Raw genomic sequence first — 22193 nt, forward strand, 5'->3', positions numbered from 1 at the left:
CCTGGTCGCTTCGTCTGTCTGCACAGCCAACCCTCCCAGATGGAGGCCACTATCCACTGGAAACCAGTATACCCGGGAAAGCAACTATCCCGCTGATAGCCGCCGCGCTGCGGGAGCTCTTCGCCGCCGCCCGTTTGCCTGCTCAGCGGCTACCCGACCCGTCCTGCCCGCTGCCGCGACGCTGCGCGTCAGGCTTCTCCTTGCAGGCCGGGGAACAGGGCGCGGGTGCGCTGAAGGTCGGGTGTGACGAAAACCCCGTCGGCTGTGACCAGGTTCGTGGCGGGATCCGTCTGGGTGGTGATCGACCCGTCCACGAACACCTTTCGGTTGTCCGTGCCGGTGACGCGGGCGAGGAGTCGCAGCGGTGTTTCCAGCGGGACGGGCCGGTGGTAGCGCATCTGGAGGGAGACGGTCATGCCGGGCAGGCCGACCGCGGTGCAGGCGCGGCCCATGAGTTCGTCCAGGAGCATGGCGCTCATGCCGCCGTGGCCGTAGCCGGGCGGGCCCTCGTGGGCGACGCCGAGTGTGCACTGGCCCAGCAGGCCGTCGCTGGTGGGCGTGATGTGCAGGGGCGGGGCCAGTGGGCTGCCGGCTCCGGTGACGGGGCTGTACATCCGTGCCCCTGTGGGGAATTCGTCCACCTCGGGTATCTCCGCTCGTGCACGCCGTCGCCCCGTCAGCTGGCCGGTGACATGACGGACGGAGTCGGCTACCCGGTGAAGAGTGTCCGGCGAGGCGGCGGTGCGGACGGTGGCCTCGACCAGGGTGCGCAATTCGTGGCCGAGGCGGGTGATGGCCGCCTTCCGGTCTTCCAGTTCCTCGTCTGTCGCTCGCACGGATGAGGTGTCGGTGAGGGAGGTGTGCATCGGGTTTCTCGGTGCGGTGGAGCGGGTCGATGTCCGCGTGGGGTCAGTCATCGGCTCGCACGAAGGCGCGCGGTCAGCCCGGCCCGGCAGCGGTCGCAGGTGCCGCAGTTGATGGACCAGGGGACGACGACCAGGTCGACAGGGGCCACGGCGGTGACGACGTCGCCGGTCTCGACGACCTTGGCCACGCACTCGTGGCCGAGCGCGAAGGACGGGTCGATGAAGCCATGACCGGCCAGGATCGCGGAGTCCACGTCGCACGGGGTGGCGGCCACCGGCGCCACGATCGCCTCCCCGTCGGACCGGAGCTCGGGGTCGGGTGCCTCGCGCCACTCGACGGTGCGCTTGGCGACGGAGGTCAGTTCACACATCGCCCCGCTCCCCCTTCGCCAGAGCCACCAGGTCGGCGTAACGGATGACGGAGCCGCCCGCGCCCCAGGTGCCCTCGGGCTGTTCGTGCACCAGCACCCACACCCGCAGGGCGTCGTCGGGGGCGAGCCCGGCGGCGGACAGGACCGTCTTCGTCACTTCCTCGACCAACCCCGCCTTGCGGCGCTCGGACAGGGCCCCCTGCGGGACGGTGACCTCCACCAGGAAACGCGGCGCGTCGTCCTCCGCCGTGCTCTGCGCGCCTTCCGGCAGTTCGACCAGGTAACTCCACGCCTGAGCGCGGAAGAACGCCGTGTCGGGCGCGCCCTCCCAGCGCAGCAGCACCGCGGCGAGGTCCCGCTGAATACTGCTGCGGCCTTGTTCGGTCAGGGCACCGGCCGGGGCCGTGAGCCGGATCATCGGCATAGACACACCTTTCTTCGTTCCCCACAGGTCGACGGCATCCGTCCATGACAGTCGTTATAGACGGCCGTCACGCTAGACTATGACGGTTGTTATAGCCAGGGGACCGGAAGGGACCTCGTACGTGACCAAGCCCAGTCCGACGGCGCGTGAGCGGATCGTGGCCGGTGCGGCCGACATGATCAGCCGGCGCGGCCTGAACGCGACGAGCATCCGGGAGACGGCCAAGCACGCCAGGGCGCCGCTGGGCTCGACGTACCACTACTTCCCCGAGGGCAAGCAGCAGTTGGCGACCGAGGCCGTCCGCTACACGGGCGAGTGGGTCGCGCGCGGACTGCGCAACGAGCTGGAGGCGGGGCCGGTTCCAGGGTTGCGGGCCTTCCTCGGCCTGTGGCGCAAGATCGTCATCGACAGCGACTTCCGGGCCGGCTGCCCCGTCCTCGCCGTCTCCATCGAGGAACCCGCCACCGACGAGACACCCACCGCCCTGGCGGCCGCCGCCGACGTCTTCACCACCTGGGAAGGCCTGCTCGCCGACCCCTTGCGCGAGCACGGCGCCGAGCCGGAGCAGGCGGCCCAGCTCGCGACGCTCATCGTCGCGGCCGTCGAGGGAACGGTGACCATGTGCCGCGCCAAGCGCAGCACCCAGCCCCTCGACCACACCGCGGAGCAGTTGCAGTCACTCACCCTCGCCACGATCAAGGGCTGAGCCGGTCCACGCTCGCGGAGTCCCGGGCTTCAGACGCCCAGCGCGGCACGGACGGCCCTGACCCTCTCCTCCGTGAACACCCCGCTCTCGAGCAGCGACAGGATCGACTGCACACCTCCGGACGAGCCCCAACTGCCCTCGTCGATCACCCGGAAGTTGACCCACCAGGCCGGCGACGGCTTCTCCAGCCCGCAGGCCGCCGCCAGCGCGGCCAGAACGCGCTCGATGACCTCGACCCGTACGTCCGGCTGCCACGCGGCATCCATGACCGCCACGTCGATCACCATCACGTCGAGCTCCGGGCCGGCGTCCGCCAGCAGCCGTCCACCGATGGCCATCATGTCCCGCTCGCGTTCGACGAAGTGCACCTGGAAGCCGACCCGGGCGGCCGGAGCGGGCTGTCCCACCTCGGGCACCAGCACCGCGTCCGTCAGGGTCTCGGCCAGTTCACGGCGCTGGCCCAGACTCAGGCGCCCCTTGGGAGCCTTCACGGTGATGATCGTCACGCCATCCTCCTATGACAGTCGTTATAGAGCAGCAGACTACACACCTCCATAACGCCTGTCATATCGATGCTTATCGTCCATGCGTTCGCGCCGCCCGTGCGGCCACATGCGGTCGGGTGGGGCAGGGGGTCGGTCAGCGGGATGCGTCGCCGCTCGGCCACTCGGCGGAATCCGGCCATGGCCTAAGCTGTCCGGTCGATCACGGTCCCGCGACGGTGACCGCGGCGGAGATGCATGACGAGTGCGGCGGACCTCTGCCTGCTGCACGAGATACGGCCGACCCGACGGCTACGGCGACCCGATGGCTACGGCGAGGAGAACTGACCGGGCCCCGATGGCGAGGAGCCGCCGGCGCCGACGCCGTTCGTGACCCGCAGGAACTCCAGCTTCTCCGCATCGGCGGAGCCCGCGGCCACCGTGTAGACGACGAGGCGCACGTCGCAGCCCGGGACGGTGAGCACGTCGCAGTCGCACGTCACCTCGCCGACCTGGGGGTGCACGACGGTCTTGCGGGCCGAGACGTGCGGACCGACCGCGCCCTCCTCCCACAGCCGGGCGAACTCCGCACTGGTGGAGCGCAGTTCCTCGACAAGGTCGATCAGGCCACGGTCGCGGGGGTAGCCGACGAGAGCCGTGCGCAGATCGGCGACGAGGGCGGGGTTCAGGGCGTCGTCCTCCTGGAACACGGGCCAGGCCGCGAGCCCTGAGGGCCCTGCGGCGAAGACCGCCCGCACCAGGTTCCGCTCGGCGTGTGTCCGTGCGCTGGGGTCGCCCAGCAGCACTGCCCATGCGGGAGTCCAGGACAGCAAGGTCCAGTCGGCACTGAACACACCCGCGGGGAACTCCCCGAGGCGCGCCAGCATCCGTTGGACCCCCGGCGGCACATGCGTGGAGATCGTCCCCTCCTGTGGCGGGAGGAGGCCGGCCAGCCGGTAGGCGCAATCACGCTCCATGGGTTCCAGTTGCAGTGCCCTGGCCAGGCTAGCGACGACCTGCGCCGAAGGGCTCGTGGCGCGCCTCTGCTCCAGCCGCACCACATAGTCGACCGACAGCCCCGCGAGTTCGGCCAGTTCCTCGCGTCGCAACCCCACCGCACGCCGTCCGGGCCGCGAAGTCCGCCCGATGTCGATGGGAGAGAGCCGGTCGCGCCAGCGGCGCAATGCCGTGCCAAGGGTCTCGTCCACCTGACCATTGTGTCCGCCGGACAGCCGTTCTGCCTGGTACTGGCAGTCCTACCGTCAGAGAGAGCACTGGCTCTCCTCTCGCCACCCGCCGAGAGTGAACGCATGACAACAACATTCATCACAGGAGCCAACAAGTCCCTCGGGTACGAGACCGCCCGCCGATTGGTCGAGGCCGGCCACACCGTCCTCGTCGGCGCTCGTGATCCAGAGCGCGGTCAGGCGGCAGCCGACGCACTCGGTACCCGTTTCGTCCAGATCGACGTGACCGACGACGCATCGGTCGCCGCGGCCGCCGCCGATATCGAGGCTCGCGAGGGGAGCATCGATGTCCTGATCAACAACGCGGGTGTCTTCGGGCCGCACCTTCCCGCCGAGCAGCTCACGGCCGCCGACGCCAGCGAGGTGTTCGGCATCAACGTCGTGGGAATCGTCCGGGTGACGCACGCGTTCCTGCCGCTGCTGCGCAAGTCCGCGCACCCGGTCATCGTCAATGTGTCCAGCGGTATGGGGTCGTTCGCGGCCACCCACGACCCCGGGCGCGTCGAGGGCCGGAACCTCGCGCCGATCTACACGGCGTCGAAGGCTGCCGTGACCATGCTGACCACGCAGTACGCGAAGTCCTGGCCGGATGTGAAGGTGAACGCGGCCGACCCGGGCTACACCGCGACCGACTTCAACGGTCACCGCGGCCCGCAGACAGTGACCGAGGGGACCGACGCGATCGTCGAACTCGCCACCATCGGGGCGGACGGACCGACCGGGACCTTCCGTGACCGTCACGGTGCGGTGGCCTGGTGAAGACCGGCCGGTTCGACCTCCATCCCAGCCAGACCGTCAGCGCGAGAGGAAAGGCGCACCCATGACGAGCACCACCCTTGGACACGAGATCGTCTACGACAACTTCGAGGGCGCGACCCTGGACATGACCCGCTGGTTCCACTTGACCTTCCCGCTCCCGGACGGCGCGACGTTCGTCGCCGATGAGCCGGGAGCCAAGGTCGCGACCGGTGGTGGTGGCCGACGGGTTGTCATCGACCAGTTCACCCAGAGCCACCCCGTCCAGATGGCCGACAACTGCAAGTACCTCGTGCTCTCCACCGAGGACTTCGCCCTGCCCGAGGCCGGCAGGATCAGCTTTTCCGCCTCGATCGCAGCCGAGGCGATCAACGCGACCCCGTACGACCACCGAGACGGCTTCGCGGCCTTCGTGCTCTGCGATCCGGTCAACGGCTGGGTCTACGACCTGTGCACGAGCGGCGAGACCGTGTTCGCGATCACCGAACGCCTGGCGTACCCCGGGGTGACCTCACCCTTCACCCGCGTGGTGAGCGACCCTCTGTTCGGCCCTTCCGCGACGCCCGGACAGCTCCACCACTGCGAGATCACCATCGACACGGCCGTCAAACGGATCACGTGGCAGATGGACGGAAAGACCGTTCACGAAGAGCTGGCCGCCGAGCTCCCTGCGTCACTCAAGATGGGCATGGGCATCTTCACCGTGCACCAGGTCACGGAGGGTGCCAGCACTTCCCTGCGCGGACAGGGACTCACCGCCTACTGGCGGGACCTCCGCGTCCGCAACTGAGACCGAGCGCCAGGGCGGGCGACCGCACCGGCCGGCAAGTCGCTCGCGATACAGAGCTGCGGTGGTCACAGTCCCGAGGATCAACAGTGTTGCGTTGCGTGCACCGCTCTGCGTCAAAACCGGGCAGCCGGCCCCCACCTCCTGCACCACCTCCAAGGTGCCGGGCGCCGCACTCCGGCGGCACCGTTACGAGCGGCGGCTCGGTGGGCGCCTCTCGAACAGGACGACGATCTTTCCTCGGGCCTGGCCCGCGGCGAGGACAGCCAGGCCGTCGGCGGCCTGCTCCAGCGGCAGCACGGTGTGGACGTCGACGGCCAGGGTGCCCGCGGCCGCCTGCTCGGCGAGCGGCTCGGTGATCTCGCGGACCGGCTGGGCGTAGACCATCCCTCCGGTGAGTCCGGCGGCGTCGAGGGTGTCGGCGTCGGGGGCCATGACGGTGGCGGCGACCTTGCCGCCCTTGCGGACCGCGTCCAGGGGGACGTCGGCAGGGGTGTTCCCGACGAGGTTGACCAGCGCGTCCACGCCGTCGGGGTGGGCGGCCCGAACCCGTTCCACGATCGAGCCGGCGGTGTGGTCCACGACGGTCCTGGCCCCGAGTGCGACGAGCCGTTCCGCGTCGGCGGCGGTGCCGGTGGCCACGACGCGCACGCCCCGGGCGGCGAGCAGTTGGACGGCGTATCGGCCCACTCCGCCGGTTGCGCCGTTGCCCAGCACGGTCTGGCCCGGTTCCGGATCGACGTGGTCGACGGCGGCCGAGGCGGCGGCCGAGGCCAGGGGCAGCGCCGCGGCCGTGGCGAAGTCCAGCCCGGCCGGCTTGACCGCGACGGTCGAGGCGGGCAGCAGTGCGTACTCGGCGAGGGTGCCGGCCTGGATCGGCGACGTCAGGATCACATCGCCGAACACCTCCTGACCTGGTTCGACGTGGTCGACGCCCTCGCCGACCGCCTGCACGACACCGGCGGCGTCACGGCCGAGGACCAGCGGGTACTCGTGCCAGAACCTCTTGGCCATCAGCCCGGCGGCGATGGCGTTGTCCAACGGGTTCAGCCCGGCCGCCTCGACCTTGATCAGGACGTGCCCACGTGCCACTTCCGGGATGGGCAGTTCGCCGAGGACGGGCTGCCCACCGGCCTGGGGGACATGCAGCGCGCGCATGACCGTGCTCCTTGGGCTTGTGGGTGGTCAGCGGCCCGTGACCGCGGCCGCGGTGGCGCGCAGGGCCTTGGCGGTACGCCGGAGATCGGCGTGGACGAGCCGGCCCCTGGCCTTGACGACCTTGCCTGCCACGAGGACCGTGTCGATGTTGTGTGGCTGTGCCTCCGTGACCACGGCCGCGATGGGGTCGCGTTCGGCCGTGAGCATGTTGAGGTCGTCGAGGCGGATCATGATGACGTCGGCCTGCTTGCCGGGGCGCAGTGAGCCGGTGCGGTCGTCCAGTCCCATCGCGGCGGCGCCGTCCAGGGTGGCCATCCGCAGGATGTCCTTGGCGGTCATCGAGGGGTCTTCGGCGATCTGGCCGGCGAGGTGTGCTGCCCGCATCGTGGAGAACATGTCGCCGGGGGCGAAGGCGACGGTGTCGACACCGGTGCCGGTGGTGATACCGGCGCGCCGCAGGCGGCCGGCCTCGTCGCCGGGCGTGGCCGAGGCGGTGGCACCCGAGTCGGCGATCAGCTTCAGCTCGTCGTCGCCGATCCCGTTGGCGTGGACGTAGAGGGTCTTCTCGCGCAGCAGACCGGCCTCGCGCAGGGCGAAGACCGGCTGCTCGGCGTCGTGGACGACGGCGAGGGTGGCCATCCTTTTGCGGCAGGACTTCTCCCCGGTCGACAGCCGGGTGCGGAAGGTGTGCCGGGCCCTGGCGGCGGCCTTCGCGGTGGCCTCGCGCAGGTGGCCCGGGCGCATCACGATTCCCTTCTGGTCGACACTGATCACGATCAGCGTCCCGGCCGGGGCCGGGTGGGGAGTGCGGGCCGTATAGAACGCGGCGACGTCCACGGCCGCGGCCCGCACCAGATCCTCCACCTGGCGTTTGCCCACCACCCGGCCCCCGCAGCTGCGGTCGATCGCTTCCAGCGCGGTGTCGTAGGAACCGCGGGCCGCTTCGAGGACCGCGAGGCGGCGCAGTCCCAGACTGTGCCGCCCGTGGGGCAGGCCCAGCATGGCGTCGGCGGGGTAGAGGTTGGTCATGCCCGCGCCGCGCAGGGCGCATCGGGTCACGGTCACCGGCCCCAGCACGGTGGCCAGTTGCCGCCGGTGGCCCTTCTCCAGCCTGCTCCGGCCGCCGGCGAGCGCAGCCCGCTCATTGGGACCGAGGGCGGACAGGTGGTCCCCCATGGCGGGCCCGCCACTCGAGATGGGCCTGCAGGAGCAGTCGCCCCAGTTCCCGGGAACCCGCTTCGACGTCGGCCTCAGTCTGTTCATGCGTAGCGGTGAGTGCTTCGGGGCTGGAGAGGCGGGTGGCCAGGAAAGTGAGGGAAGAAAACACGCGGGCAAAGGGGTCAGCCGCCGCGGCCGTTTCATACGCTGCGTTCATCGGGCTCTCGTCCTCGGACAGTGGCGATCTGGTGGGCACCATCGACGCTAGGGACGAGAGCCCGGCCCCACACCGGCGCGACGCCGCTCGCCGGTCGCGGCTTCCCGCTCCGGCGCACCCGCGCCCGCCCTCCGCGCACCACCCCACGCGAACAGGCCCGGCTCGTCCTCGGCCAGCCAGCCCCGCTCCACCAGCCGTTTCAGCTTCGAACGGAACCCCTCCACCTTGTTCTTGTCCGTCGCCAACCCCAGCGCGGCGCACAGATGATGCGCCCGCATCGGATGCACCGCGTCCTGCAACACCTCGACGACGTCCCGGTACGAGCGCGGCAGCACATCCGCCTCAACCCCCGGCTCCCACTGCGGCACCAGCCGCACCCCGACCGGCGATCCCGCCCCGCTCCGGTCCACCGGCAGCAAGTCTTCCTCCGCAGCCCAGTCCACGGACACCGCACCCTCGCCGGACAGGATCTCCGTCATCGTCTCCCGCGTGATCTCCAGCCGGGACAGCACAGCCTCCCGCTCGGCAACGCGACCACCCAACTCCTCCATCCGCGAGCGAAGTTCACTGATCTCGGCCCGGGCAGCCGCCTCCCGCCGCTCGATCTCCTCCAGCCACGACACCATCGCCGCCTCCAAGACCACGTCCCAGGACACAACGTTCCGCCCTCCGCGCACACACGGCAACGGCGCACAGCATCACCAGCTCACTGAGAAAGAGCCGCACCCTAATCGGTTTCCGCTCACGGTCGGCCTGCATCAGGGCGGCCGCGGCTGCGCGACGTTCTGCTTCGGTGATCACCGGGTTCCTCTCGGGGCGGACGGAGTGCCGTCGCGTTGCGGCCGTCGGAGAGGGGCGTGCACTTGCCGGACGACGACACGGTCACGTCATGCGTGGTGGGGCTCGCTGTCGCGCTTGGCCGACACAGGTGGGGTCGGCAGCCATGCCTCACCGGGCTCGACGACGAAGGTGAACTCGAGGCTGTACCAGGGCTCAGCCACGTCCTCATCCGGCGCCGACTCGTTCTCGTGGCGCACGTACGTGCCGATGAGGCTCTGTACGACGCCGAACTGCGCGTCGCTCTCCAGGATGGGATCGTCGTGGCTGTAGAGCTGGGACGCGATCGTCTTGTAACCCTGTTTATGGATCAGCACATGGAGATGCGCCGGCCGGAACGGATGACGTTCGAGCGCGGCCAGGAGGTCTCCCACCGGCCCGCCGTTCGGTATCGGATACCCGGAAGGCTTGATACTGCGGAAGGCGAACCCGCCTTCGTCATCGCTGAAGAACTTTCCGCGGAGATTCCACTCGGCCTGCTCGGGGTCCTGGTTCTCATAAAGGCCGGCCGGTGATGCGTGCCAGACGTCGACTTCCGCGCCGACGACCGGCTTCCCATCGGTATCGACGATCCGGCCGGTGAAGAACAGCGGCGGCCCCTCGGTGGGCGAGCGGACGATCGACTCACCGTTGTTCATCGTCGGGCTGCCCTGGCGCCAGAAGGGGCCGAGGAGGTTCGCCGAGGTCGGCTTGGACTCGGTGCCGTTGTTCATCAGGGCAACCAGCGTCGACAAGCCCAGCGAGCCCGCCATCAGCCTCACCTCGTTGTGGCTGGGAGTGGTGAGCTGGCCGAGCCTGGTCAAGATGTTGATGGAAGTGTCGAACTCCTTCTCCGTCAACCGCACTTCACGGGCGAAATCATGCAGGTGGCGCACCAGCGCCTGGACGATCTCCTTGACTCGCGGGTCGCCGGCCCGCTCAGTCTCGGCAAGCACCGCCGCGGTGAGCTGGTCTTCGTCCTGGATGATCACGTCGGCATCCCCTTGTGACGGTCAGCTGCTGACCCGCGGCCGACACTGCCACGCAAGTATCCGAAGGCCGTTCGGCCTGCACAACGACAGTGTTCATCCAGTGAACAATGAGGCGCCGAGCTCGTGTCGGCCGGCCGCGGCGGTGGCCCAGGCAACCAGCTCCACGATGGACACGACCACGCCGTACCTCGATGGCCACAACGGCAGCCTGTCCAGGTCTACGCAGGGCCGAAGGGCCTGAGGGCGGTTTCTGTCGGTGATCTCGAACTGAGGACGTACAGCGGCAGCCCGGTCCCACAGCAGTTTCACAGCTTCATCCGGCGCCAGTGGCGAGACCGGAAACACCTGCTCGTCATACATTCCCAGCGTCTGGCGGCTGGTCTCCAGAATACGCAGCCCGGGTGCGGCCGACAGCGCATGGGCCAGTTCGGCACAGGCCTCGACCTGACGCTCGCAGTTGCACCACGCCCTGGCCCAAAGCTCTCACTCAATCGCCCATGCCGGTTCACGACAGCCTGCACCCCGCAATGAGGGTTCAGCCCGACGCGTCCCGCACGGCGGATTCTTCGTCGGCACGCTGTTCGCGGCGACGGGCGGACTGCTCGCCCTGGCCTGGGGCCCGATGGACGAGGGCATACCGGGCGGCATCGTCGGCTCTGAGGGAGAGCTGGGCAATGGCTGACCAGTCACCCGAAATCCGCGACGAGGCCGTGGTACCCCGCTTCGTCCGGTCTCCGAGGGGCCGTCATGCCGTCCCTCGTACGTCCACACTGACCCGACTGCGCCTGCCGCTCGGGAAGGCACTCGCACTCACCGCGCTGCCGACCGCCCTGGTCCTGGGGAGCCAGCACCTGTCCCCCGTCGACACAAGTGCCACTGTGGCTCATTCCGGTCCCGAGGAAGGGGCCGGAGGCGGCGTCGACCGTGCCCGTCCCGACGCCACAGCATCCCCTGCCGCGGCGCCCACTCCGTTCACTGCTCCCAGCGCGCCCGGCGCCCCCACCGGAGACGCTTCCGGCAAGCCGCTGGATCACGTGGCCGACGAGGGGGCGACGCCCGTCCCGGCTCCGACGCCCACTCCGGCCCTTTCGCCGAGCGCGAGTGCCGCCTCCACTGGCCTCGCGGACCTCCTCGGCTCCCTCTTGGGCGGCGACAGCGGGCAGCAGGGTCCGGCATCCGGCACAAGCCCCTCGCCCAGCCTGGCCGTTCCGACGCCCAAGGCCACGGAACCATCCGCCCCGCCACCGGCGACGCCTCACGCGTCACCCACCGCAAGCCACCGGACCATCGCCCCATTGCCCCATTGCCCCCACCAGCGTCCAAGGAGTCAACCCGCTCAGGAGCCCGCACCTGCGACATCAGCGACCTCAAGGCCCCCGAGGACAATTGCGCCGGCCGATTCGCTGCCGAATCCTGGAACATGAAGGGCAGTCACCTCGAACTGCGCAATCTCGTCTTCGGCGGCGTGGTGACCGTGGACACGGCCGCCGGGCCCAAGCGGGTGCTCAAGTTCTCCGCGGCGGCCGTCACGATCCGCGACCTGAAGATGGCCGTACCCGTCGGCCCGCAGATCCAGCACATCGACGGAGCTCCCGGCTCGACGTCCACGCTGCATGGCGACCACATCACCATGTACGTCGAGAGCCTGACCGGCACCCTCTCCGGAGTCGAAGGCATCCCCCTGCCCCCAGCCCTCCGCCTGCACCTCACGCCCGACACCGTCCCGGAATGGCTCTACGACACGCTCGGGAACCTCGACCTGCGCGGGCGCGGGTACCGCCTATGACCGGGAACTGGCTGCCCTTGGCGCGGCCTTCCCGGACACCGTTGTAGCGGGCTCCGACGCTGTTGCAGTGTCTGCAGGCGATGCCGTAGTTCGACACATCGCAGGCCAGCCACCAGTGACCCGGGTGGCCGGGCACGTCGCGTACTGGGCACCGAAGATCTCGGCTCCCGCACCGAACCCGTGCTGCTCCGGGAACACGGCCACGGGAGCGCGAGCCCATCAGAAAGCCCAGCGGACTCCGCGGACCGCCGAATCGCCTCCAGCACCAGCAGCTCGGCCTGGCCGTAGTCCTCCCCGGCCACCTCCCCGCTCTCGCACGAGAAGTGCAGCGCCGCGTACCGGCCCGAGGCCGTCAGTTCCCGGGCCATCGCCGCCAGCACCTTCGTCTTCCCGGTCTGCCGTGGCGCGTGCACCACGAAGTACTGGCCCTGCTCGATGTACCCGCGGGCCCTGGGCAGCCGCTCCTGGGCCGGCACCATGTAGTGACGCGTGGGGACGCACGGCCCGGCCGTATTGAAGTAGCGCATACCTCGCACGCTAGCCGACGGCACCGAAAACCTGGGGCGACCGTGCACCCGACCACCGGCTACACCGCCCCGTACGGGCACGAGTGCCAAAGCAGCGGTGCCCCGGTGCGGGGATCACCCGGCGGGCAGACGCAGAAACGCGGCCAGCGCCCGCTGGGGTGCGGTGACCGCTGGAGCGCCTCCGGCGACCGCCAGGGCATGCAGGTCACCGCGGCACAGCTCTTCGCGTGCCGATCAGCTCATCCGGGGCACCGCTGTCGTCCCAGTCGGCCTCACGCGTGGCCATGGAGCAGGAGATTGCCGATTTGCTGCAAAGCAGGTGGCTGCGCTTCGCGGCCAGCGAGGGAGGGCACTGGAAGGCGCCATCTCCCGCTGCTCTACCATTCGATCTTGAAAAGTGGTGGAAAACAGCAGGTCAAAGCCGCTCAGGACGCGTCGACATAGTTTCGTTCATGAAGTTCATCTCCACGAAGAGCTTCATGCCGTTCGTCTGGTACCGCATCGCCCTCGGGGTAGTCATCATTGTGCTGGTCAGCATGGGTGCGCTGAGCCCGCACGCGGCCGAGTCGTCGGGCTGACGCCGAGCGTCAAGATCGAGGCCGGCACGAGAGTCGGCCTCACCCGGCGGGCAAGCGCGGGCGGGGTGAGGACGGAGGCCTCGCTGACACGGGGCGATCGGGCCCTGACGCGCGCCCGCGACGCCGCCGACTACCGAGGAGACAAGGCACTAGGCGTCCCGGTACTGGTCCCGGACCTCGGGGCGTTGCCGGAAGCCGGCTGCCTTGTAGGTGGCGACGGCGCCGGCATTGGAGCTCGGGGTGCAGACGACCGCGCTCGACGAGCCCAACTCCTGGAGTGCGGCCGCCGCGGCGACGGTGATCGCCTCGCCGTAGCCATGACGGCGATGTTCCCGGTGCACGCCCATCGGTTCGAGCAACCCGGGCCTGCCCGGACCGGCCGACCACACCGTCACCGCCGCCACCGCGTTGTCCTGGTCGTCGTACGCGACCAGGCACCGGGCGTCGGCGTACGGCAATCCGGCCGCCATCGCGTGCCAGCGCTCGTCGGTGAACCTCGACCCGTCGAACGCTGCCCTGTGCACGGCGACGTACAAGTGCGCCTGCTCCGGCCCGACCACCTCGATCCGCACGCCTGGATCCTTCACCGGTTCCGTGAGGTCGCGGCGCAGCGGCGTCCACGGCTCGTCGGGGTTCCAGCCCTCCTCGAACAGCAGATCCTGGACCAGTGCGTCCGTCGGCGCCTCGATGCTCACCTTCCCCTCGGGCAGCACACCGCGCTCCGGCTCGGTCACGTCTTCAACCAACCGCTGCGCCAGTTCCTCGTCCCGCTGAGCATCCGGCGCGGTCGTCAGCCGCAACAGCCCGGGGCCGTCCAGCAGCCCGACGGCGAGAATCCGTCCGCCCCGACTCCACGTCCTGACCGCCGCGGCCGTCGCTTCCGCGCCCGATCGCCAGAACCAGCCCAGGTCCCCCGGATGCAGTTGCATCGGCGCCCCGTCGTTCTGCCACTCCCGCAGCACGCCCACAGCCTCGCTCAGCCCGTCGGCGCCCGGCTTGCCCATCGTCACCGCCATGCCCTCGATCACACCCCACGGCACCGACGGTCCGCACCCGGTTTCCGACCGGTCGGCGTGGTGCGGCTCCGGGAACTCGGGGAGACGGCCGGTGATCAAAGAGGCACGGCCTGGTGGTGGCCTAGCGGTGGTGCCGGGGAGCGGCCTGGCGGCGGGTGGCGTGGAGGGAACCGAGGAGATCGAGCGCCTCGGCGCTGGGGCTGCCTGGTTCGGCGTGGTAGATGACGAGCTGCTGGCCAGGGGCGTCGCGTACGTCGAATGCCTGGTAGGTGAGTGTGAGGGGGCCGACGTCCGGGTGGACCAGGTGCTTGGAGTCCTGGGTCTTGCCGCGCACGCTGTGGGCATTCCAGAAACGGGCGAAGTCCGCACTGTGCTCGGTGAGGATGCGGACCAGTTCGTGCAGTCGTGGGTCGTCCGGGTCGAAACCGGCTGCCTGGCGCAGGGTGGCGACGGTGGCGTGGGCCGCCCGGTCCCAGTCGGCGTAGAAGTGCCGACCCGCCGGGTCGACGAAGGTCATGCGGGCCAGGTTGTCCGCCGGGCCGAACGGAGCGTAGAGGGCATCGGCCAGGGCGTTGGCGGCGAGGATGTCCAGGGTCCGGCTGAGGACGAACGCCGGGGTGTTCGGGTAGCCGTCCATCAACTGGCGCAGCGCCGGGCTGACCTGTTCTGCCAGGCGGGTGGAGGGCTCGTCGCCCGGCGTGGTCCTGGCCAGCCGGTACAGGTGTGCGCGGGCCTCCGCGTCGAGGCGCAGCGCGCGGCTGAGGGCGTCGAGTACCTGGGGTGAGGGGTTGCGCTCGCGTCCCTGTTCCAGGCGGGTGTAGTAGTCGGTGTTCACTCCGGCCAGGACGGCGACCTCCTCGCGACGCAGTCCGGGGACTCTACGGGTCCCGTAACTTGCCATGCCTATCTCCTCCGGCAGCAGGCCGGCGCGGCGTGCGCGCAGGAAGTCCCCCAGGTGGTTGTCGTCCATGTGTTCAGGCTAGGCGGCTGCCCGATGTGGTGCCTGGGTGCCGCGCACCCAGGCACAGCGCGTCCTGGTCAATGGCCTTTGCTCTGCCCAGACTCGGTGGAGCAGGGCACAGCCGCACCAACCGTGGAGAGGAACGGGCCATGACCGGGACCGTTGGAGGAGACGACGTCGACGTGGTCGGGATGTGGGTGACCGCGGACGGTCACATCCGTCAGGAGCTCCTGGCGGACGGTCGCTACGACGAGGCCCGTGGCGAGCGGCGCAGCGCGTACACGGGCCGGTACACGGTGACCGGCAGCCACCTGGACTACGTCGACGACTCCGGGTTCACCGCGACGGGCGAGATCCGGGACGGGGTGCTCTACCACGAGCACCTCGTGCTGTACCGGGAGCTGACGTCGCCATGACGAAGGCCGCCCGGCCCCGGGTCACCGGGACGAGGCGGTCGCAACGACGGGGCGACGGCCCGCGGCTCGGCCGCCGACGGACGTTTCACCACAACCTGCCCGACGGCGGCGGAACGTGACACCTCCGCACGACAGTCGGCCTCAACGAGAATCAAGGACCATTCCGATGGCAGCACAACGACTTGACGGCAGGGTCGCGCTGATCACTGGCGCGACGGGCGGCATCGGCACGGCGACCGCCGAACTCTTCGCCCGTGAGGGCGCCCGGCTGGTGATCACCGATGTCGCCGAGGGGCCCCTGCGGGACCTCGCCCAGCGGATCGAGGCACGCGGAGCCGAGGTCGTCTCCGTCCGCCTCGACGTCTCCTCGGCGCGGGAGTGGGACGAGGTGATCGCCGTCGTACGCGACCGGTTCGGAACGCTGGACGTCCTCGTGAACGTCGCCGGCATCCTGGACTGGCCGGGTGTCGAGGACACGCGGGAGGAGGCCTGGGACCGCGTCATCGACGTGAACCAGAAGGGCACGTGGCTGGGGATGAAGGCGGCGATGCCGCTGCTGCGTGCGAGCGGCAACGCGTCGGTGATCAACACGTCGTCCGTGCTGGGGCTCGTGGGAAGCGGCGCGGCCGCGGCCTACCAGGCGTCCAAGGGCGCGGTGCGCCTCTTGAGCAAGACCGCCGCGGTCGAGTACGCACGGCAGGGAGTGCGGATCAACTCGGTGCATCCCGGGGTGATCGCCACTCCGATGATCCAGGAACTCCTGGACGACCAGGGCGACCGGCAGCCGGACGTCCGACGCACTCCCATGCGCAGGGCCGGCCGCGCCGACGAGATCGCACCCGCAATCCTCTTCCTCGCCTGCGACGACTCCTCGTTCGTCACCGGCTCGGAGCTCGTGGTCGACGGCGGGCTCACCGCGCACTGACCGGCTGGCCGTGCGCCGTCCACGACGGCTTGCCCATCGTGACCAACCACATATCGCACGAGTAGCCGCGCGGTAGCGCACTGTCAGTCCTTGCCCCTACTCTGTTCGGCATGTCCCCCGATTCCATGACCCCTGGTTCCGTGCGGTCCGCTGCCGACTTAAACGAGCAGATCCGAGCCCTGTGGATGCGCGCGGGCGGTTCACTGTCGGCGCAGGAGCGGGCCGAGTACGAACTGCTGGTCGTCAAGTGGGCGGCGGCGATACGCGGAGAGATCATCGAGGCGGCATGAGGCCATCGGCTGAGCAGGGCATCGGGGCAGAGCGTTGAGCGAGGCAGCCCCTTGAGATCCGACCCCGGGCGTCCGGACCCGGGCGCATCCCGTGGGACCGTCATCTTCCTGAACGGCACGTCCAGTTCGGGCAAGTCGAGCATCGCAACCGAGCTGCTGCGGATCCTCGACGAGCCGTACTTCCATCTGCCCGTGGACGCGTTCCACGCGATGCGGACGCGTCAGGAGATGCCTCCCGAGCGACTCACCAGCGTTCTGCACAACACCTGGCGCGGCTACCACCGGGCGGTGGCCGGAATGGCCGCAGGCGGCAACAACGTCGTAGTGGACCACGTGTTGAGCGAGGAATGGCGGCTGCGGGACTGCCTCGATCTCTTCGTCCCGCAGGACGTCGTGTTCGTCGGAGTCCGCTGCCCGCGCGACGAGCTCGAGCGGCGGGAGCGCGAGCGTGGTGACCGGCCACCCGGCCTGGCTGTACGGCAGTTGGCCCAGGTGCACGCGCACGGCGTGTACGACGTCGAGTGCGACACCAGTCGGGCCGACCCCCACGAATGCGCCCGTCTCATCAAGGACTTCCTGCCCCACCGTCCCGAGCCCACGGCGTTCCAGCGGCTGCGCGGGAAGATCGCCGACGACAAGACCCCCGGCTGAGTATCACCGCCCGCCGGGTCCCGGCAGCACCGCACGCGAGGTGTACGGCCCCCAGGCCCGCCACGCGTCAGCGCGGTTCCGCGGCCGGCCAGGCGCGGGGGTACGGGACGCCCAGCACCTCGGGCGCGACCGGGGGTGTGCTCGGCGGCGAGCAGCGTGTATCCCGCGTATCTCGCGTAGCCCTCTATCAGTCCGGCGACCGCGGGCACGACCGACCGGCCCCGCAGCCCCGCCGAGATCGCACAGGCCCAGTCGGCTCCGGGGTGTGGCGCGTGAGCGGGCAAAACGAGGGGGAACCTTCCCCATGGACGCTCTGGACCGGAAGATTCCTACCGAGCTGCAGTTGGACGGCCGTCTGACGGTGACCGAGCTGGCCGCCCGCGTGCGGTTGAGCGTCTCGCCGTGCCACCGCCGCCTGCGCGACCTCGAACGCGAGGGCGCGATCCGCGGCTACCGCGTGGTCCTGGACGCGGCCGCCGTCGGCCTGAACTCCTGACCCCCACTCTCGTCATGAAGCACGTCGTGGAGGACCGGCCACTGCCCGAGCAGCCCCGCCGTGCAGCCTCGGTGACGGCGACGGAGGCGATGACGAGGGCTACGGAACCCTGAACTCGATCCGGCTGATGGCCGGCCCGTCACCGGTGACCTGGCCTTCGCCGATCGCCTCCGTCCAGGAGCCCTCCGATTGGAGTTTCGCCAAAACCGCGGGGGAAAGACTGACGGTGATCTGGATACCGCCCCCGGAAGCAGGGGCGCGGTCTATGCGGACTTCATGGTTCATGCCGCCGACGGTACCCACAACCACACTGTCGGCACGGGCAGTTGGACTTTTACCCGGGGTCGTGAAGTTCTGAGCCGATCGGTCATGTCTTGTGGCCGGAATTGCCGCCGCTGAAACCTCGGCATCGCGCGGCAACCTTTTCGGCCACGACGACCACTGATGAGTCGGAAGCTCCATCCCCGAACTGCCTCGCCGAACTGCCTCACCGAAGACGCGCTCTCCCGAACCAGGCAAGGACTCATCTGTGGCATCCCGTCCCCGCGAGCGGCGCACCGCCCTCCTCGCCGCCACCGTGGCGGCCGTCGTACTCGTCGTGTCCCTGGTCCTGGTTTTCCGCCCCGACCACGAGGGCGATGACGGGCCCGCCGCGGCCACGCCCGTCGCCGGCACGCAGGTGACCAAGTCGCCCAAGGCGCCGGAGCGGAAGGCGTCCACGGCGTCACCGACCGCGACGGCCGGCACGACCGCCCCGGCGCCGGCTGCGACCCCCTCGACGGCGAAGCCATCGGCCACGCACACCCCGTCGGCGGCCTCCGCCACGGCCCCCTTGGCCGGACGAATACGTCCCGACGTCACCTACCCGGGGGTCGCCACCTTCTACGACGCGGGGACGGGCGACGGCGCTTGCCTGTACGGCCCGAGCGACGACCTCATGGTCGCCGCGATGAACCACACCGACTACGAGTCGTCGAAGGCGTGCGGGGCGTACGTACGCGTCCAGGCGGCCGGCGGCGCATCCGTCACCGTCCGGATCACCAACGAATGCCCGCTGCCCTGCGCTCCCGGTCAACTCGACCTCAGCGCACAGGCCTTCGCCGAACTCGCCGACCCGTCACGGGGCCAGATCCCCGTCACATGGACCTTGTTGAGCCCCGACACGTCCGACACGGTCTCCGTCCGGTACAAGACGGGGTCGAGCCGCTGGTGGTGCGCCCTCCAGGTGATCGGCCACCGGAATCCGGTGGCGCGACTGGAGGTCCGCGCCGACGGCGCCTGGCGTCGGCTGCCGCGCACCGACTACAACTACTTCCTCTCCGATGACGGCACCGGGTGCGGTGGCGCGATCAGGATCACCGACATCTACGGAGAGCGACTGAACGTCGACGGGATCGCGCTGCGGCCCGACGTCGTGCAACCGACCCGCGTCCAGTTCGCCCGGCACTGACCTTCAAGCGCTCGGCGTCAGCTGTCACAGCACCCCGTTGCCACCGAATATCCCCCTGCAGGCCCCTTGGCGAGGCCCGCCCCCTCCCCCAACACTGAGCCGATGACGCAGCGTGTGGAGCTCGCGACCGTGTTGGACCGGCTCGCCGTGGACGAGTTGATCACCGAGTACGCCGTGGCCGTGGACGACGGCGACTGGACGGCGTACCAGAAGCTGTTCGCCCCGGACGGACGCGCCGACTACCGCTCGGCCGGAGGCATCGAGGGGGACGCCGTCGAGGTCGCCGGATGGCTCGCGCGAAGCATGGAGCTGTTCGGCATGCGGCAGCACCTGATCGTGAACCGGCGTGTCCGCTTCGGCGTCCTGGAGCACGACACGGGCGACACCGCCCACGTCCAGGCGGACTACGTCAACCCGATGCGGTTCGCCGGCCACGACGGCGGATCAGGCGGGTCCACGGCCCCCGACTTCGTGTGCGGCGGCCGTTACGCCTTCGTCCTGGTGCGTACGGACGAGGGCTGGCGGCTGCGCGAGGTGGTGGTCCGGGAGAAGTGGCGTCACACGCCGGACCGGTAGCCCGCCACGCCCTGACCGGCCCCCACGGAGATCGGCCTGGCCGGAGATCATCTGTCGGAGATCGTCCACCGAGCGCACACTGGAGGTACGTACCACCGGGGAGGGAGGCGCTGCATGAGGTTGCCCGGTCACTGGCTGGCCTCCCCGTGGCGGCGCGGCGTGCTGGCCGCGCTGTCCGGGGCCCTTCCGATGTTGGCGTTCCCGGCGCCGTCCCTGTGGTGGTTCGCGTACGTCGCCCTGGTGCCCTGGATGCTGCTGGCCCGCTCGGCGCCCACGGGCAGGCGGGCCGCGTACGACGGCTGGCTGGGCGGTCTCGGCTTCATGCTGGCCGTGCACCACTGGCTGCTGCCGAGCCTGCACGTGTTCACGTTCGTGATAGCCGCGCTGCTGGGTGCCCTGTGGGCGCCCTGGGGGTGGCTGGTGCGCCGGTTCCTCGCCGGTGCGCCCCCGGCCCGGCGGGTCGTGGCCGCGCTGGTCGTGCTGCCGTCGGGCTGGCTGATGGTGGAACTCGTACGGTCCTGGCAGGGGCTGGGCGGGCCGTGGGGGCTGCTCGGGTCCAGCCAGTGGCAGGTGGAGCCCGCGCTGCGGCTGGCCTCGGTTGGCGGGGTCTGGCTGCTCAGCTTCCTGGTCGTGGCGGTCAACGTCGCCGTCGCCGTGCTCGTCGCGGTACGGCGCTCCCGAGTTCCCGCTGTCGCCGGGCTCGTCGCGACGGTCGTCGTCACCTCCGCGGCCTGGATGTGGTCGCCGCGGCCCCACGTGGACGGCCGGGTGCGGATCGCCGTCGTGCAGCCCGGTGTCATCCCCGGCCCCGACCAGCGGTTCGCCCGCGAGGAGGCCCTCACCCGCGAGCTCGCCGGGCAGGACCTCGACCTGATCGTCTGGGGCGAGAGCAGCGTCGGCTTCGACCTCGCCGACCGCCCCGACCTCGCGAACCGTATCGCCGCCCTGTCCCGCGAGACGGGTGCCGACATCCTGGTGAACGTCGACGCCCGCCGCTCCGACCGCCCCGGCATCTACAAGAGCTCGGTGCTGATCGGGCCGCAGGGCCCCACCGGCGAGCGGTACGACAAGATGCGGCTGGTCCCCTTCGGCGAGTACGTGCCCTTCCGTACCGTTCTCGGCTGGGCCACCTCGGTCGGCAAGGCGGCGGGTGAGGACCGCAGGCGGGGCACCGAGCAGGTCGTGATGAACGTGGGGAACGGGCTGAAGGTGGGCCCGATGGTGTGCTTCGAGTCCGCGTTCCCCGACATGAGCCGTCATCTGGCCCGGGACGGTGCCCAGCTGCTGCTCGCCCAGTCGGCGACCTCCACCTTCCAGCACAGCTGGGCGCCCGAGCAGCACGCGTCGCTGGCCGCGCTGCGGGCCGCCGAGACGGGCCGCCCGATGGTGCACGCGACCCTCACCGGTGTCTCCGCGGTCTACGGCCCGAGCGGCGAGCGCATCGGCTCCTGGCTCGGCACCGACGCGAGCACGACGGCGGTGTACGAGGTGCCGTTGGCGGACGGTGTCACGCCGTACGCCCGGTTCGGCGAGTGGCCAGTGTACGCGGCGGTGCTCGTCCTGGTCGCGCTGGGTGCCATCGAGGGCGTACGCGCCGTGCGGTTCAGGAGGACGGCTCCTGAACCGCACGCACGACCCGCTCGCACAGTTCGTGAGTCGCCAGCGCGTCACGGGCGCTGAGCACCCTGCCCGCGCGTACGGCGTCGAGGAAGGCGAGCACAGCCTGCTCGATGCCGCGCTGCCGGGCGACCGGCACCCAGTCGCCGCGCCGTCGCACGGTCGGCTGCCCCTTGTGATCGACGACCTCGGCGAGGTTCACGACCTGGCGCTTGGTGTCCTGTCCGGACACCTCGAGGATCTCCTCGGCCGAGCCGCTCAGCCGGTTCATCACCCCGAGCGCCGTGAAGCCGTCCCCGGACAGCTGGAGCACGACGTGGTGCAGCAGTCCGTCCTCGGTGCGGGCGCGCACGGTCACGTCGTCGATCGGCCCCGGCACCAGGAACCGCAGGGTGTCGACGACATGGATGAAGTCGTCGAGGATCATCGTGCGCGGCACCTCGGGCAGGCCGACGCGGTTCTTCTGCATCAGGATCAGCTCGCGAGGATGGTCCGCGCACTGGGCGTACCCGGGTGCGTACCGCCGGTTGAAGCCCACCGCCAGGGCGACGTCGCGTTCCTCGGCCAGCTCCACCAGGCGTTCGGATTCGGCCAGTTCGTACGCCAGCGGCTTGTCGACGTACGTCGGTACGCCCGCGTCCAGGAGCCGCGCGACGATCTGGGGGTGCACGTCGGTGGGCGCGTGGACGAAGGCCGCGTCGAGGTCCTGGGCGAGCAGGGTGTCGAGGTCGGCGTGCCGCCGCTCCGCGGGGAGGTGGAGGCTGTCGGCGACCCGGTCGAGCGTCGCGGGTGTCCGTGTCTGCAGGTGCAGTTCGATCCCCGGCTGGGTGCCGAGCACCGGCAGGTACGCCTTCTGCGCGATGTCACCGAGTCCGATGCAGCCGACCTTCACAAGGATCTCCCGTCACGTGCCTCGCCGGAAGC

At 70.2% G+C, this 22193-nt stretch carries 23 protein-coding genes and 3 pseudogenes; 13 read left to right on the top strand and 13 right to left on the bottom strand.

Annotated elements, in window-relative coordinates; genetic code table 11:
• Positions 1-188 precede the first annotated feature (188 nt).
• From AB0959_RS06490 to AB0959_RS06500, 3 genes and pseudogenes are all read right to left on the bottom strand, one after another.
• Entirely contained in the window at positions 189-836 is a 648-nt protein-coding gene (locus tag AB0959_RS06490; protein WP_366825155.1) for a PaaI family thioesterase, read from the bottom strand.
• Between the two features lie 98 nt (positions 837-934).
• Positions 935-1237 (bottom strand): annotated as a pseudogene (locus AB0959_RS06495) (alcohol dehydrogenase catalytic domain-containing protein); the annotation flags it as partial.
• A complete protein-coding gene (locus tag AB0959_RS06500) occupies positions 1230-1661 on the bottom strand; it encodes a tautomerase family protein (RefSeq protein WP_366825156.1) in 432 nt (143 codons plus the stop codon). The pseudogene AB0959_RS06495 and the gene AB0959_RS06500, both read right to left, overlap by 8 nt.
• Before the next feature lie 121 nt (positions 1662-1782).
• Here AB0959_RS06500 and AB0959_RS06505 point away from each other — a divergent pair, with 121 nt between their 5' ends.
• Positions 1783-2367, top strand: coding sequence for a TetR/AcrR family transcriptional regulator (locus AB0959_RS06505; protein ID WP_366825157.1), 585 nt, complete (start codon positions 1783-1785; stop codon positions 2365-2367).
• A gap of 29 nt (positions 2368-2396) precedes the next feature.
• Here AB0959_RS06505 and AB0959_RS06510 read toward each other — a convergent pair whose 3' ends face one another.
• Entirely contained in the window at positions 2397-2873 is a 477-nt protein-coding gene (locus AB0959_RS06510) for a tautomerase enzyme (RefSeq protein WP_366825158.1), read from the bottom strand.
• 305 nt (positions 2874-3178) lie between these two features.
• Positions 3179-4057, bottom strand: a complete 879-nt coding sequence (locus AB0959_RS06515) for a helix-turn-helix transcriptional regulator (RefSeq protein ID WP_366825159.1) — start codon at positions 4055-4057, stop codon at positions 3179-3181.
• A gap of 102 nt (positions 4058-4159) precedes the next feature.
• Between AB0959_RS06515 and AB0959_RS06520 the strand changes: the two genes are divergently transcribed.
• Together AB0959_RS06520 and AB0959_RS06525 are read left to right on the top strand one after the other, a co-directional pair.
• Positions 4160-4855 carry an SDR family NAD(P)-dependent oxidoreductase gene (locus AB0959_RS06520; protein WP_366825160.1) on the top strand — a complete coding sequence of 232 codons (696 nt, stop codon included), beginning with the start codon at positions 4160-4162 and terminating at the stop codon, positions 4853-4855.
• Between the two features lie 61 nt (positions 4856-4916).
• Positions 4917-5642 (top strand): DUF6081 family protein, encoded by a 726-nt coding sequence (locus tag AB0959_RS06525; protein ID WP_366825161.1) that lies wholly within the window; start codon positions 4917-4919, stop codon positions 5640-5642.
• A 186-nt stretch (positions 5643-5828) separates the two neighbouring features.
• On the opposite strand, the gene AB0959_RS06530 is transcribed toward AB0959_RS06525, so the two are convergent.
• The 4 genes from AB0959_RS06530 to AB0959_RS06545 all read right to left on the bottom strand — a co-directional run bounded on the left by AB0959_RS06530 (position 5829) and on the right by AB0959_RS06545 (position 9980).
• A complete protein-coding gene (locus AB0959_RS06530; RefSeq protein ID WP_366825162.1) occupies positions 5829-6797 on the bottom strand; it encodes an NADP-dependent oxidoreductase in 969 nt (322 codons plus the stop codon).
• Positions 6798-6824: 27 nt separating this feature from the next.
• Complete coding sequence (locus tag AB0959_RS06535; protein WP_366825163.1) at positions 6825-7973, bottom strand: amidohydrolase family protein; 1149 nt, start codon at positions 7971-7973, stop codon at positions 6825-6827.
• A gap of 246 nt (positions 7974-8219) precedes the next feature.
• Entirely contained in the window at positions 8220-8810 is a 591-nt protein-coding gene (locus AB0959_RS06540) for a hypothetical protein (RefSeq protein ID WP_366825164.1), read from the bottom strand.
• A gap of 249 nt (positions 8811-9059) precedes the next feature.
• On the bottom strand, positions 9060-9980 hold the full coding sequence (locus tag AB0959_RS06545; protein ID WP_366825165.1) for a dioxygenase: 921 nt from the start codon (positions 9978-9980) through the stop codon (positions 9060-9062).
• A 1420-nt stretch (positions 9981-11400) separates the two neighbouring features.
• Here AB0959_RS06545 and AB0959_RS06550 point away from each other — a divergent pair.
• On the top strand, positions 11401-11766 hold the full coding sequence (locus AB0959_RS06550; protein ID WP_366825166.1) for a hypothetical protein: 366 nt from the start codon (positions 11401-11403) through the stop codon (positions 11764-11766).
• Between the two features lie 976 nt (positions 11767-12742).
• Positions 12743-12871, top strand: a pseudogene (locus AB0959_RS06555) (undecaprenyl-diphosphatase); the annotation flags it as partial.
• 149 nt (positions 12872-13020) lie between these two features.
• Here the strand turns inward: AB0959_RS06555 and AB0959_RS06560 are convergent.
• Together AB0959_RS06560 and AB0959_RS06565 are read right to left on the bottom strand one after the other, a co-directional pair.
• Entirely contained in the window at positions 13021-13887 is an 867-nt protein-coding gene (locus tag AB0959_RS06560; protein WP_366825167.1) for a GNAT family N-acetyltransferase, read from the bottom strand.
• 121 nt (positions 13888-14008) lie between these two features.
• Positions 14009-14857, bottom strand: a complete 849-nt coding sequence (locus AB0959_RS06565; protein WP_366825168.1) for a helix-turn-helix transcriptional regulator — start codon at positions 14855-14857, stop codon at positions 14009-14011.
• Between the two features lie 140 nt (positions 14858-14997).
• On the opposite strand from AB0959_RS06565, the gene AB0959_RS06570 reads away from it, so the two are divergent.
• The 5 genes and pseudogenes from AB0959_RS06570 to AB0959_RS06590 all read left to right on the top strand — a co-directional run.
• On the top strand, positions 14998-15264 hold the full coding sequence (locus AB0959_RS06570; RefSeq protein ID WP_366825169.1) for an Atu4866 domain-containing protein: 267 nt from the start codon (positions 14998-15000) through the stop codon (positions 15262-15264).
• Positions 15265-15430: 166 nt separating this feature from the next.
• A complete protein-coding gene (locus AB0959_RS06575; RefSeq protein ID WP_366825170.1) occupies positions 15431-16189 on the top strand; it encodes a glucose 1-dehydrogenase in 759 nt (252 codons plus the stop codon).
• Between the two features lie 110 nt (positions 16190-16299).
• On the top strand, positions 16300-16479 hold the full coding sequence (locus AB0959_RS06580; protein ID WP_131564309.1) for a hypothetical protein: 180 nt from the start codon (positions 16300-16302) through the stop codon (positions 16477-16479).
• 51 nt (positions 16480-16530) lie between these two features.
• Complete coding sequence (locus tag AB0959_RS06585; protein ID WP_366825172.1) at positions 16531-17130, top strand: AAA family ATPase; 600 nt, start codon at positions 16531-16533, stop codon at positions 17128-17130.
• Between the two features lie 304 nt (positions 17131-17434).
• Positions 17435-17617 (top strand): annotated as a pseudogene (locus tag AB0959_RS06590) (winged helix-turn-helix transcriptional regulator); the annotation flags it as partial.
• Between the two features lie 108 nt (positions 17618-17725).
• On the opposite strand, the gene AB0959_RS06595 reads toward AB0959_RS06590, so the two are convergent.
• Positions 17726-17911, bottom strand: coding sequence for a hypothetical protein (locus AB0959_RS06595; RefSeq protein ID WP_366825173.1), 186 nt, complete (start codon positions 17909-17911; stop codon positions 17726-17728).
• A gap of 244 nt (positions 17912-18155) precedes the next feature.
• On the opposite strand from AB0959_RS06595, the gene AB0959_RS06600 reads away from it, so the two are divergent.
• The 3 genes from AB0959_RS06600 (at position 18156) to lnt (ending at position 21332) form a co-directional block, all read left to right on the top strand.
• Positions 18156-19076 (top strand): expansin EXLX1 family cellulose-binding protein, encoded by a 921-nt coding sequence (locus tag AB0959_RS06600; RefSeq protein WP_366825174.1) that lies wholly within the window; start codon positions 18156-18158, stop codon positions 19074-19076.
• A gap of 102 nt (positions 19077-19178) precedes the next feature.
• Positions 19179-19652 (top strand): nuclear transport factor 2 family protein, encoded by a 474-nt coding sequence (locus AB0959_RS06605; RefSeq protein ID WP_366825175.1) that lies wholly within the window; start codon positions 19179-19181, stop codon positions 19650-19652.
• A 114-nt stretch (positions 19653-19766) separates the two neighbouring features.
• Positions 19767-21332, top strand: coding sequence for an apolipoprotein N-acyltransferase (gene lnt / locus AB0959_RS06610; RefSeq protein WP_366825176.1), 1566 nt, complete (start codon positions 19767-19769; stop codon positions 21330-21332).
• Here the strand turns inward: lnt and AB0959_RS06615 are convergent.
• Positions 21256-22161, bottom strand: coding sequence for a Gfo/Idh/MocA family oxidoreductase (locus tag AB0959_RS06615; RefSeq protein ID WP_366825177.1), 906 nt, complete (start codon positions 22159-22161; stop codon positions 21256-21258). The two genes, lnt and AB0959_RS06615, sit on opposite strands and share 77 nt — an antisense overlap.
• Between the last annotated feature and the right edge of the window lie 32 nt (positions 22162-22193).

Source organism: Streptomyces sp. NPDC046862 (genome assembly GCF_040704615.1).
Lineage (GTDB): Bacteria > Actinomycetota > Actinomycetes > Streptomycetales > Streptomycetaceae > Streptomyces.